This window comes from Gracilimonas mengyeensis, assembly GCF_900182705.1.
Classification (GTDB): Bacteria; Bacteroidota; Rhodothermia; order Balneolales; family Balneolaceae; genus Gracilimonas; species Gracilimonas mengyeensis.
The window spans coordinates 143994-157456 of sequence record NZ_FXTP01000007.1 but is presented as its reverse complement, the minus strand read 5'-3'; the positions used below and the strand labels follow the sequence as shown (position 1 = coordinate 157456).

General features: G+C 44.9%; 6 protein-coding genes. 2 read left to right on the top strand and 4 right to left on the bottom strand.

The genetic code is table 11. From position 1 onward, the window contains the following. Positions 1-21: 21 nt before the first annotated feature. From FN815_RS09485 to FN815_RS09475, 3 genes are read right to left on the bottom strand one after another with little or no spacing between them, the layout of a single operon-like run. Positions 22-3042 carry an efflux RND transporter permease subunit gene (locus FN815_RS09485; protein WP_142454388.1) on the bottom strand — a complete coding sequence of 1007 codons (3021 nt, stop codon included), beginning with the start codon at positions 3040-3042 and terminating at the stop codon, positions 22-24. Between the two features lie 9 nt (positions 3043-3051). Continuing rightward, entirely contained in the window at positions 3052-6354 is a 3303-nt protein-coding gene (locus tag FN815_RS09480) for an efflux RND transporter permease subunit (protein ID WP_142454387.1), read from the bottom strand. A 13-nt stretch (positions 6355-6367) separates the two neighbouring features. Continuing rightward, entirely contained in the window at positions 6368-7426 is a 1059-nt protein-coding gene (locus tag FN815_RS09475) for an efflux RND transporter periplasmic adaptor subunit (protein WP_142454386.1), read from the bottom strand. A 201-nt stretch (positions 7427-7627) separates the two neighbouring features. Here FN815_RS09475 and FN815_RS09470 point away from each other — a divergent pair, with 201 nt between their 5' ends. Further along, positions 7628-9445, top strand: coding sequence for an AraC family transcriptional regulator (locus FN815_RS09470; protein WP_142454385.1), 1818 nt, complete (start codon positions 7628-7630; stop codon positions 9443-9445). Positions 9446-10329: 884 nt separating this feature from the next. Here FN815_RS09470 and FN815_RS09465 read toward each other — a convergent pair. Continuing rightward, positions 10330-12375: a M3 family metallopeptidase gene (locus FN815_RS09465; protein WP_221930295.1), complete on the bottom strand. Its 2046-nt coding sequence runs from the start codon at positions 12373-12375 to the stop codon at positions 10330-10332. A 245-nt stretch (positions 12376-12620) separates the two neighbouring features. Between FN815_RS09465 and FN815_RS09460 the strand changes: the two genes are divergently transcribed. After that, on the top strand, positions 12621-13427 hold the full coding sequence (locus FN815_RS09460; RefSeq protein WP_142454383.1) for a carbon-nitrogen hydrolase family protein: 807 nt from the start codon (positions 12621-12623) through the stop codon (positions 13425-13427). The last annotated feature ends 36 nt before the right edge of the window (positions 13428-13463 follow it).

Below are 13463 nucleotides of genomic sequence, written 5' to 3'. Positions count from 1 at the left end.
TCTTCCCGTTTAATGGGCTAATTATTTTGCGGCATGCAAAATGCGTGAAGACCATAAGCGGATATCATCCAGTATCACATAAATAGAAGGCAGTACCAGAAGGGTTACGATAGTTGAGAATGTGAGCCCGCCCACGATGGCCCGCGCCATAGGGAAATAGGGAGGACCGTCTCCACCAATTTGGGTAGTGCCGATACAAAGTGGAACAAGGCCCAATACAGTAGTGGCGGCGGTCATCAGGATAGGACGCATGCGGTCGCGGCCGCCCTGAATCACGGCATCACGCCGTGATAAGCCTTCGCTACGCAAATGGTTAATATGGTCAATAAGTACGATCCCGTTATTTACCACGATCCCCATCAGAATCAGAATACCAATAAAAGCCATCAGATCGAAAGTGGTATTGGTGATGAAGAAGAACCAGAAAATCCCAACCACTCCAAAGAAGATACAAGAGATCACGCTGGTAGGATACAACAGCGACTCAAATAGCGATGCCATAATCAAATAAATCAGGAAGAAAGCTATGCCAATATTAAAAAGCATCGAGCCCATAACGTCCTGGTCCATCCCGAAACTTCGACCGTAGCTCCATTCATAACCTGTGGGCATGGCTATTTGATTCATCACTTTGGAGATCTCAGTGCGTGCTTCGTCTGGAGTAATGTCCTCTAAATTGATAGCAATACCCAACGAGGTCCTGCGATCCTGTCGGATGATGCGACCGGCGCCCTGACTCTGTTCAAAATCAGCCAGGGAGGCCAGCTGAACGGTCTGTTCACCAATGGCAATGGGAAGGTTCTTAAGATCGTCTACGGTTTGACGGTTCACATCCTGGAAAGCAAGCACTACATCAATTTCACCGTTCTCACCCCGGATGCGCTGCACGGTTTGTCCCCGTACGGAGTTGGATACCATGTTGGCCACCTGTGAAGAGGTAAGCCCAAAATTGCGGGCCCGGTCGTGGTTTACCGTTAAGCGAACTTCATCAGAGCCGGTTTCAGCTTCGGAGCGAACGTCCGCAAAGCCTTCAATTTGACCGAGTTGCCATTCTACCTGTTCGGCCAGTTCTTCCAGTACGTCCATCGATTCTCCCTGCACAAAAACCCGCACTTGTTCGGCGTTGTTTCTGCTGATGTACTCAAAAGCGGGTTGCCCAATAGCGATTTGTGGAAGATTCTCTGCGACTTCTTTTTTGATCTGTGATACGGATTTGGTGGCTTCGTCGTCTGCGGTTAGGTTAAGAGTTGATTCGGCATAATCCGGAGTGTAGTAGGTGTACACTGATTCGATTTCAAACTTCTCCTGATTGTCATAAAGATATTGTTCAATTCGGTCTACTGACTCTTTTACCGTATCCAGGGTGTAGGATGCGTTTAGGTTATAGGTGAGCCCAAGCTGGCGTTCTTCAACCCGTGGAAACATATCTACGCTCATAAATGAGGCTGGAATAATTCCACTTAAGAACAAAAGCGCTATGAATACAACGGATGTTTTTCGCCGGGCCAGGAACCATTCCAACAGGTTGGCATACTTATCTGAAAATTTATCAATGATGGTTCGCTTATTGTTTTCTTCAGGGGGGGCGATTTTGGAAGCCAGCAGTGGAATCACAGTCAGGGATATGACCAGAGATGCCAACAAAGCAATGATGATAGCCATCCCGATGTAATACATATGCTGCGAGATAAAACTTTCATTCACCACATTGGGCAAAAATACAATGATGGAAGTAAGGGTACCGGCCGTTACCGCAATGGATACTTCTTTAGCTCCAAATACGGCCGATTTCCATGCATTATATCCCAACCTTTGGTAACGGTGAATGTTTTCCGTTACCACTACGGCATTGTCCACTAGCATACCAATAGCCAGCATCAAACCCATCATAGAAAGAATGTTGAGGGAAATATCAAGGAAGAAGAAAAAGCCCAGTGTTACAATAAGTGAAAAGGGGACGGCCGTAGCTACAATCAGCGTGGTACTAAACTGACGCAGGAATATGTACAGTACAATGATAGAAAGTAGTGCACCAATCATCCCGGATTTAAACAGCTCACGAAGAGAACTTAAGATGCCATCGGCTTCATTGAACATCTCATAGATTTCAATACCCCGCATTTCCGGCAGCTTGTTGATCTCTTCAATTTCAGCCAAAATGTTGTTTACTACTTCTACCGAGTTGGCAGTGGATTCTTTGGTGATATCCAGACCAATGGCATATTTTTGGTCCAGGTGGCGGGCATAGTCCCGTTCCGGGGAGGTGTAGGTTACATTGGCAATGTCTTTTACCCGCAGGGTAGGTTCGGCGATGATGAGGTTTTCGATATCTTCCGTGGTGTGTAAATTACCTACGGGACGTACCATGTATCGCAGACCGGCATCTGTAATTTTACCGGCAGAAATGGAGAAGTTAGCTTGCCGCAACTGGTTGCTGAGCTCGTTCAGGTCGATATTGTATTGGGTGATACGTTCCGGAATGACTTCAACCCGTACTTCCTTTTTCTCTACCCCATAAAGTTCAACTTGTCCCACGCCTGGGATGCGTTCGATGCGCTGTTTTATATTTCGGTTCAGGAGCTCGTAAGCATCGGAGAGGTCCCTTTCGCTGGAAATACGAAGCATAAGGGTAGCGTCAGCACCATCCCGGAATTTGTGTATTTGGTAGTACTCGAAGTCATCTGGCAACTGATGGCGAATGCTCTCGATTTTCTCTTTGATCTCGATGGCTTTCAGGTCAATTTCGTTGCCCTGCTTAAAGGTTACCATCACACCGGCATTGTCTTCGCCGGAGTTGGAGTTGATCTGCTCAATACCACTTATGGTGGCCAACACTTCCTCAATAGGGCGGGCAATGTTTTCATTTACCTCGGCTGGAGTTGAGTTGGGGTATGGAATATTAACAAAAGCACCGGGAAAGGTGATATTAGGCATGAATTCCATGGGCACCATCCGCGTGGCTATCAAACCTACTACCAACAGACTCACAAAAACCATGAGGGTGGTAACCGGACGACGAAGAGAAAGTTCGGTAATATGCATGGCTATGAGTTACGCGGTTTCGGTTTGAGTTTCAGAAGCGGTGGGGTATTGCTTGCGGTCCAGCAGGGAATACATCACGGGAATAACCAGCAGTGTTAACAGGGTTGATATCAATAAACCGCCAATTACCGTGATACCCATCGGGGCTCGTAATTCGGCCCCGTCTCCAAAGCCAATGGCCAGGGGCAGCAAGCCCAGCGAAGTGGTCATCGTGGTCATCAAAATAGGGCGCAAGCGTGATTTCCCGCCTTCTTTGATGGCTTCCAGCTTCTCCATGCCTTTTTCACGCATCTGGTTGATCAGGTCAATGAGAATGATGGCATTGTTTACCACGATGCCGGCCAATAATATCAATCCGATAAACACGACCACACTAATGGTGGTGCCAGTTATAAACAGAGCTAAGATTGCTCCGACCAAAGCCAGCGGAATGGTGAAGAGGATGATAAAAGGGTGAAGGAGTGATTCAAACTGTGAGGCCATCACCAAATACACCAAGAATACAGCCAATAGCAGAGCAAAGACCATTGAGCGGAAGGATTCAGACATCTCTTCATTCTGTCCGGCTATTTGTGCTAAAATGCCTGTGGGGAGAGTGACTTCGGCCAACGCTTGTTCCACTTCTTCAGCAGCTTCGCCCAAATCTCCATAATTCAGGTTGGCAGATACAATGGCAACACGCTGCTGATCAACCCGGCGGATTTCTCCCGGGCCTTCGGCTACCCGAACTTCTGCAATTGCACTTAAGGGCACGGGGCGCTCGCTTTCGGGATTAATCACCAACTGCTGAATTTCATCAATGGAAGCACGGTCGTTCTCGCGGGCACGTACCAATACATCTATCTTCCGGTCTCTCCAGGAGTAGCGAGTGGCTACATCACCGCGGACATTACTCACCACACGATCAGCCACCTGGTGCACTTGCAAGCCCAATGCAGCCGCTTTATCACGGTCAAACAGGATTTGTATTTCAGGGCTGCCGGTTTCCATGGTGCTTTTTACATCGGCAAAACGGTCATTGTTGGAGAGTTTGCGGGCTACAGCATCGCCGGCTTGTTTAAGTTTATCCAGATCAAAGCCGCTAATTTCAATTTCAACCGGTGTGCTAAAGGTGAATAAGGCTGGTCGTTCAAATTTGTACTGCAACCCAGGAACCTGGCTTAATGAGGTACGCAGGTTATCCATGGCATTTTCTTCTTGATAAACCGAAGCTCCGGAAGCCAGCGTTACGTTGAGTTCACCCCAATTTTCACCACCTTCGTCCGGGTTGGCGTCCATGCGGTTTCCGGTACCGGCTACGGCAAAGGTAGTTTGGATGTGATCATGTTGTTTGGCAGAATTTTGAACAGCCTGAAGGGCTCCGTCTGTTTTCTCAATAGGGGTGCCGGGAGGAAGCTTAAATTCTACAGAGAATTCCCCTTGTGATAATTGAGGAATGAGTTCAATACCAATACGTGGTACCAGCGCCAGCGTACCGGCAAAAATCAGCAGAGCCGAGCCTAATACCGCAAACTTATGATCCAGTGACCACTGCAGGGCGGAGGCATAAGATTTTTCTACGGATTGATAACTTTTATCAAATACATATACAAACGGAGCGAAGAGCGCTCTGGTAATTTTGCCAATCCATCGAAATATAAACTTAAAAAAGCGGGTAATAGCCGTGGGTATGGTATAGAAAAGGAACATATGTACGGCTCGCAAACCACGCCCAAATTTGGTTTTGGGTTCTTTTAAATCCAAAGGTTCTACTTCAGATTTTTTCCCGCCAATGGACGACATCATTGGAATCAGAGTGATGGCAACAACCAAAGATGCCAGTAAGGAAAAGGTTACTGTGAGTGCTTGGTCACGGAATAACTGGCCGGCAATGCCCTGCACAAATACCAGCGGGAAGAAAACCGCAATCGTGGTGAGGGTAGAGGCAATCACCGCCATGCCCACTTCACCGGCGCCTTCCCGGGCCGATTCTAACATTCCTTTTCCCATCTCCCTATGCCGGGCAATGTTTTCAAGTACTACAATGGAGTTATCTACTAACATACCAATACCCAAGGCTATACCACCCAGAGACATGATATTGAGTGAAATATCATTCCCATACATCAGATTGAATGTGGCGATGATGGAAACGGGGATGGATACGGAAATGATGACGGTAGTCCAGAAATTCCGAAGGAAGAGATACAGTACTAACACAGCCAAAATACCACCGATAATTCCGGCATTTTTCACTTCATTCACTGCTGAGGAGATAAAGACCGACTGGTCATATACTTTTTCCAGCTTCATATTTGCCGGCAGTATTTCCCTGATTTCTGAAATGCGGGAATCCACCGATTCGGCAGTGGCTACCGTGTTGGCATCTCCTTCTTTGTAGATAGCAATTTCAACGGCTTCCGCTCCATTCAACCGGGTGATCGCCTCGCGTTCTTTATAGGCCTGTTCAACCGTGGCCACATCTTTCAGGTACACGGTATTTTCCCCGTTTCGGGTAATGACTACATCCCGAATCTGATCAACCGTCCTAAATTCATTCAGGGTACGCACCAGGTATTGCTGAGCGCCTTCTTCCAGACGTCCGCCGGACAAGTTCACATTCTCAGCCGCCAGAATTTGAGTTACACTTTCAATGGGAATATTTAGATAGGACAAGCGACGCTGGTCAATATTAACCTGAATTTCTTCTTCCAGTCCGCCGCTTACTTTTACCGAAGCAACCCCTGATGAGGATTCCAGGTTTTTCTTTAGTTGTTCATCTGCAAGTACGCGCAATCCTTTTAACCGGGAAATAGCATCCTCACTGGACAGGTCTTCTTCGAGAGAGGCATAGTCTATTTGTACATCGTCTTCCGGAGTGGATTCGCTATCTCCCGTTTCATTGTAATAAAGTGCATATCGCATGATAGGATCCAGGGTAGGATCGAAGCGAAGGGTGACCGGTTTTTCAGCATCTAAAGGAAGCTGGATGGCATCCAGTTTAGCCATAACATCCAGGTTGGCGATGTTCATATCGGTGCCCCAGGCAAATTCCAACACAACATCCGATTGTCCGGCGCGAGAGATTGAGCGAACCTGCTGTACACCTTTAACTACGCCTACAGCTTCTTCTACCGGTTTGGTAATCAGATTCTCTACCTCAACAGGAGCGGCACCTTCAAATTCAGTACGGATGGTAAGAGTGGGATAACTGAGTTCGGGAAGCAGGTTTACATTTAAGCGCGAGAGGGAAACCATGCCAAAGAGCAGCACCCCGAGGGTGAACATGGCAATGGTAACTTTCCGGCGTATGGAGAGATCGACAATTTTCATGATAATCCGGGGCTTACAGGTTGTTGATTACGTTTACTTTTGAACTGTCTTGTAAGCTTCCCTGTCCAATGGTTACCACGGTTTCTCCATCATCAAGTCCCTCAACAACTTCAATATTTAAGCCATTGGTATAACCGGTTTGGATGGATTTTTTGAAAGCCAGCGAGTCCCGTATCACGTATACACTTTTGGAAAGATCCTCAGAAATAACGGCCGACTTGGGAATCATGCGGGTGTTTTGGCGGGTGTCATACACAATCTTTACACGCCCAAACATTCCGGGACGCAACAGGTCTTTGGTTTCATCCACGTATACCGTCACCTTAAAGGTTCCAGTTTCGGAGTCTACAATGGGGCTGATGCGTTCTACGTGTCCTGCAAATGTTTCTCCTGGATGGGCGTCTACTTGTAATTGAGCAGACTGTCCCTTTCTGATTTTGGACATTTCATGTTCCGGGACGTGGAGGATAGCCTGAAGGGGTGAGAAATCGGTAATGTGATATACTTGTTCATCTGAGGTAACCATATTACCGCGTTTCACATATCGTTCGGAGACCACGCCGCTTATGGGAGATTCAATAGAAGTATATTCTAGATTCAATTGAGCTAATTCATATTCTGCTTTCTGAGATTCATACTCGTATTGAGCATTTTGAAAGGTTTCAGCAGATACAAGATTACGCTCGAAGAGTTGCTTGTTGCGTTCGTATTCACTTTTCAGTCGATTGAGGGTGGCTTCGGCGCGGGCGGCTTCAATGCGGTATTGTTCATCCTCAATCTTGGCGATGACTTGTCCTTCCTGAACCACATCACCTTCCTCTACATATATTTTATTTACAATTCCGCGCACTTTTGATACTACGGTGGCTTCTTGCTCGGCTTCCAGAGTGGCAGTATTGGCATAGTAAGCGGAGATATTGCCACGGCTTACATGGCTGACTTCAACGGGAACCACCAGTTTCTCATCTTCATTTAGATTGGCTTCTTCTTCGCCATTGTTACAAGCCGTAATACTTAAAAAGATACCAGCGAACAGTAGTAAGGAAAGAATAAATTTGCGTAGAGTTTTCATGAGGTTTCAACCGTTTTTTAGTTTTGTACAACGGTTGATGGCTACGCTGCTATAAAAAAATTGTTACGGATTGATTAGACAGAATTTCTTCCATTACAATATTTACCATTGTATTTCTTGAGCAAAGAAAAAGAATAAACTGTTGATTAATGTATAGATATTAAAAGGCCAAGCTATTATTTTAGCGATCCAAAATTTACAATGTTAGGACATTCAGCGGAAATGGGGCTATTTTTTTATCTAAGTGTATTACTTATTGTCAATACGTCAACTCTCAAGGCTAACGACTCTGTTCAGGTATTTGATAAAGAGAAAACTTCGGAATCTGTTTCCTCTTTAATTGAGCGGGCCAAAGGGTTTATACCTAACCATCCCGATAGTTTGCTTTTTGTAACGGATCAGTTACTTAATCGGACAGAAGTTCAGGGTGATGACTCATTATACACCACCGTAAAGTATTTAGAAGGCGTGGGGTATATCTATAAAGACTATTACAATATGGCGATTGAGAGTTATCAAGAAGCTCTTACCACCAGCTTTGCCCAAAATAGCCAGGATTTCCAGGTACGCATTTATAATAACCTGGGAGTTTGCCATGATAAATTGAAGGAGCACGACGAGGCACTTCGTAACTATCATAAAGCCCTTGAAGTTGAAAAGGAGAGGGGCGATCCGGCAGAGATGGCTGACATGTATATTAATATTGGCTTAGTATATCATTCTATAAATAAATATGAACAAGCACTCGAGAACTTTAAGACGGCTCAATCTTTGGTAGAAGGTCTATCTGTGGGGTATACCCGAGGACTTATTCAGCAAAATTTGGGGATTGTGTATAAGGCCATGGGGCGGTTCGTAGATTCTAAAGAGGCGACCCAAAATGCCATCGATATATTTGAAGAACATGATATTCACCGGAGTATTCTGCAAAGCAAATACAACCAAAGTATAAATTATATTGACACCGGGGAATACCAGCAGGCGCGCGACATCATCGAAGAAGCCATTGAAGAGTCTTTTACCTACCAGGTACCGGTACAAAGGGCATTGCTTAATATACAGCTTGGACGTATTGAACTGCTGGAAAAGAATCCTGAATCCGCTATTAAATATTTTGATGTTGCCGATTCCACCATTGCACAGTTTGAGGAAACCTATTCCAGTTTTCCCATGGAGCTTTATGAAAGCAGATTAGAGGCGTATGCCCAAATGGGTAAGGCTGAAGAGGTGATGGATACCTTTAGGGAATATGAAAAGATCAGAGAGGAAAGGGATATCGCCCGGCAAACAACAGAAATCAATGAGCTTGAATTGCAGCTGAAGGTGAGCGAAAATCTTGCCAAAATGAGAGAACAAACCATAGCGCTACAGCAAGAGCGAACCAAGAACAGAAATTATATCTACCTGAGTTCGTTTCTGGGTATAGTACTTATAGGAGGCTTTATATTTTTCCGGTACCGCGATCAAAAACTGAAGAAACTGTACCAGGTTAACAAGCGAGTAGTTACCCAGCATAAGCGTTTTTATCAAAAGACAAATGAAGCTGATTTAATTGCAGAAGAGGCTCCTGTTGAGAAGAATTCTACGAAGCCGGCAGAAGAAAATGCAGCGGATATAGTGGCTGAGGTTCCTGAAAATGATCCCCAAGAAACTGAGGATAAACCGGATAGGGCCGAACGCTGGATTTTTAGCAAGATCAATGATTTAATGGATGAAAAGGAGTTGTATAAAGATCCTAATTTAACCCTTGCTGATTTGTCAGCGGAGGCCGGTGTTTCATCCAGAGCTGCATCGGAGTCTATCAACTATTATTCAGGATTGTCTTTTAATCACTTCATCAATGAGTTTCGGGTGGTGGATGCAATGAAAGCCCTGGAAGACGAATCTAAAAATCATCTTAGCCTTGAAGCCGTGATGGAAGACAGTGGTTTTGCTTCCCGTTCCACTTTTTATTCGGCTTTTGATAAAGTGAGTGGAATGACCCCCAATCAATACAGAAAAATGTCGCAAAGGGCTTAGATGAAACAGATAAAATTTCCAATCTAAAGTTCTGTGTTAGCCGGAATCTATTCTTCAAAAAACAGGCAAGCGAACTTTTTTTGACTCCTCCAAACCCCGGTGAATTGAAGATCCATCACCTCAAGAAAAACTAATAAACGTGAGTTCGACATAAGAATAACACAAAAAACAGGCCTGTCATCGCGAGGAGCCCATTTATATGTATAAGATATTATACGTACCGACGAAGCGATCTCCCTATCAACGCTCAGAGGCATTATCCGGGAGATTGCCACGGTATTTGCTCCCCTTCGGTCGCTGAATACCTCGCAATGACCGGTTTTATATCGAACTCACGTTAATTAATATTAGTGGATGGCATAGAGCGGTTGTACGAAAAAGTGCCTGAATACACTTATTCAGATCTTTTTGTAGGAATTCCGAACAAATTTGTCACTTATTCGGATGATTGAAAGACCTGCTTCTCCTACATTTTTGGTGTTAGGTTAAACAAAAACATCAAAGTTAATCACTAATTATCGGAATGACGCAATTAGGTAATGGGGTAGAAAGAAATTAATAAGGAGTAATATGAGCACCCGGAGTTAAATCATTCTTTGAACTCCGGGTATTTCTTTCAGTTATGATGGTAAGAATTATAAATAGATCAGAATATTGAAATGTTGTGGGTAGAGTTGAAGTTCCAAAACCACCCTGCCCAAAGCGAACTGCATTTTCTATCCGCAACATTTTCGATTTTTCAGCAGGGCCTTTCTCCGTAACAAACAAAGCAACTTATTTTATAGAAGAGTAATCTCAGGTTTTATCATACCCTAACCATAGACCGTTCCCTGAACAGGAACGGTCTCTTTTTTTGGGCTAAAATTTTGAATTTGATGATCCTTCTATTGATCCAAGCCCCTGCGAAGCAAGAGGTGCTTCACATCTGGCTCTTGTCCTCGATATCTCCGGTATAATTGCATTGGATCCTCGCTACCGCCTTTGCTAAGAATGTGCTCGCGGTAGGCATTTCCATTTGCCAATACAGCGCCACCATTTGCTTTCATAAAGGCAAAGGCATCGGCGGCCAGTACTTCACTCCAAATATAGGCGTAATATCCAGCTGCATATCCTCCGGAAAAAACGTGCGCAAAATAAGGGGATTTATAACGGGGAGGGATGACAGCAGAGTCCATATTGTATCGGCCAAGGGCCGTTTTTTCAAAAGCCTGCACATCGGTAGGTATATCATCCAAGGTAAGTTGATGCCATTCCATATCAAGCAGGGCAGCTGCGAGGTATTCCTGCGTATCAAAACCCTGATTAAAGGTTTGGGCTGCTATCACCTTATCGAGCAGCTCCTGTGGAATTTGCTTGCCGGTTTCATGATGTATCGCGTAGTTTTGCAGGATTTCAGGTTGAATGGCCCAGTCTTCTTCAAAAGTGGAGGGGAATTCTACAAAATCTCTGGGGACAGAAGTTCCGGACTGGGAAGGATATTTTACATCCGACAATAAACCATGCACACCATGTCCCATCTCGTGAAATAGGGTAGTTACGTTGTCAAAACTGATTAGAGCAGGCTCGCCTTTGGCTGGTTTGTCGATGTTCAGCACATTTACAATTACCGGCTTTTTATCCAGCAGATGCGACTGGCTTACAAAAGAACTCATCCAGGCACCGCCGCGTTTAGAATCCCGGGCAAAATAATCGCCATAAAATAGGCCTATTTGCTCACCGTCTTCATCAAGCACATCAAATACACGTACATCTGGATGATAAACAGGAAGATCATATCGCTCTTTAAAAGTGATACCAAATAATTTATTCATGGTGTAAAACACACCGTCTTTCAGTACCCGGTCCAGCTCGAAATATCCGCGTACTTCAGTTTCATCGATGTCATACTCTTCGCTGCGCACTTGCTCGGCATAATATTCCCAATCCCAAGGTTCTAATTCGCCGTCAATGCCGTCTTCATGTAATTTTTGAGTGATTTTTTCCTGCTCTGCGGCCGAATTTCTAAGTACCGGATCGACGAGATCAGAAAGCATATCCAACGCTCTTTCAGGAGTTTGAGCTGTTTGATCTTCCAACACATAAGCCGCATGGGAATCATAACCAAGCAACCTGGCTCTTTCGGCCCGCAGTTTTACCAGTTCAAGGATGATGGGTTGGGTATCAACGCCGCCATTTTCGCCCACACCACGATTTGCTGATGCTTCCCATAACCTTTGTCTAACAGAACGGTTTTCAAGGCTTGCAAGAACCGGTACGCGGGTGGTATTGCTGATGGTGAGTAAGTATTTGCCTTCCATTCCGCGTTCTTCAGCAGCTTCCTTCGCTGCGGCAATCCGTGCATCACTTAGTCCTGCCAGCTCTTCTTCATCATCCAGTACTACAACCCGGGTTTTGTTCATGTCCAACAGCTTTTCCTGGAAATCGGTTGTCAGTGATGAGATACGTTCATTGATTTCCCTTATGCGAGTTTTTTGCTTCTCATTAAGCTTGGCTCCTGCGCGGACAAAATCCCGGTAAGCGTCTTCAAGCAGTTTCCGTGAAGGACCATCTAAACCCAGTTCCTCTCTTTTCTCATGTAAGGTTTCAATACGTTGGAACAGCTGCTTATTTAAGAGAATATTATCAAAATGAGCCGAAAACTTCGGAGCCATTTCGCTTTGTATCTGCTGCAGGGTATCATTTATATGGGCAGAGGTAAGGTTATAAAACACACTTTGAGCTCGGTTTAATAATTGACCGGTTTTCTCAAGGGCAACTATGGTATTTTCAAATGTAGGAGCTTCAGGGTTCTCCGCGATGGCTTTAATTTCTTCAAGCTCAATTTTCATGCCTTCTTCAAAGGCCGGCTTAAAATGCTCGTTTTCAATAGTTGAAAAGTCAGGAGCTTCGAAAGGTAAAGAGCTGGGGTTTTGGAATGGGGCTTCAGTCATTGTAGAATTTGATTTTGAACAGGAAATGAGGCCCGCAAAGATAACAAGTATCAGGAGAGGAATGGAGAAAATAATTTTCATAATGAGGCAGTTGGTGAAAAAGGGATATCAGAAAAGCTTACGGCCGAATTATAAAAATCGTATGAATTTTTAGTTATTCTTACACTTGAAATGTGTTGAGGTGATTTCTCACCTGATGTCTGTAATTACTATACTAAGATTGAACTGTAGATAAAAGCATCACCATGAAAACCACCATTGCTGCCATTCAGCTCAACAGCCAACCAAAGCTGAATCAAAACCTGGATCAAATTTATCATTTCATTAAAGAAGCCGCCGAAGAAGGAGCCAAGCTGGTAGGTTTACCTGAAAATTTTGCGTTTTACGGGGATGATGAGGCGATGGTATCTCAGGCATCAGAAATATCGGGGCAAGTTGAAGAGAAGCTTCCCGAATGGGCTCAGGAGTTTGGTGTATATATCTTAGCAGGCGGATATCCCGTTCCAGCAGAAAATGGAAAAGTGTACAATCATGCTATCATGGTAAATCCGGAGGGAGAGACCATCGCCAGCTATAATAAAATGCATTTGTTTGATGTGAGCCTTTCGGAAGATGAGAAATACGGTGAATCGGATTACACGCAGGCGGGTAAACCGGAACCGGTGGTTGTAGGCACCCCAGACTTGCCCAAAATGGGCCTTTCTATTTGTTATGATGTTCGCTTCCCGGAATTGTATCGCAAACAAGCTGAGGCAGGTGCCGAATTGCTAACGGTTCCATCAGCTTTCACTCAAACTACAGGTTCGGACCATTGGGAAGTATTACTCCGGGCCCGGGCGATAGAGAATACGGCCTACCTGATTGCCCCCGCTCAAACGGGTACGCACGGAGAATACCGCAAAACTTTTGGCCATGCTATGATTATTGATCCCTGGGGTAAAGTGCTGGCCGATGCCGGAATTATGCCGGGCGTTATCACTGCGGAAGTTGATTTGGATTATTTGGAGGATGTGAGGAAGAAATTGCCTTCATTGAGGCACAGGGTGCTTTAGGTTTTAGGTGTTAGTTATGAGGTTTTAGTGGTTAGG

Bases quoted from the DNA above. Each gene is read 5' to 3' on its own strand.
- FN815_RS09470 (WP_142454385.1), top strand. From the start codon at position 7,628: ATGTTAGGACATTCAGCGGAAATGGGGCTATTTTTTTATCTAAGTGTA.
- FN815_RS09465 (WP_221930295.1), bottom strand. From the start codon at position 12,375: ATGACTGAAGCCCCATTCCAAAACCCCAGCTCTTTACCTTTCGAAGCT.
- FN815_RS09485 (WP_142454388.1), bottom strand. From the start codon at position 3,042: ATGCATATTACCGAACTTTCTCTTCGTCGTCCGGTTACCACCCTCATG.
- FN815_RS09460 (WP_142454383.1), top strand. From the start codon at position 12,621: ATGAAAACCACCATTGCTGCCATTCAGCTCAACAGCCAACCAAAGCTG.
- FN815_RS09475 (WP_142454386.1), bottom strand. From the start codon at position 7,426: ATGAAAACTCTACGCAAATTTATTCTTTCCTTACTACTGTTCGCTGGT.
- FN815_RS09480 (WP_142454387.1), bottom strand. From the start codon at position 6,354: ATGAAAATTGTCGATCTCTCCATACGCCGGAAAGTTACCATTGCCATG.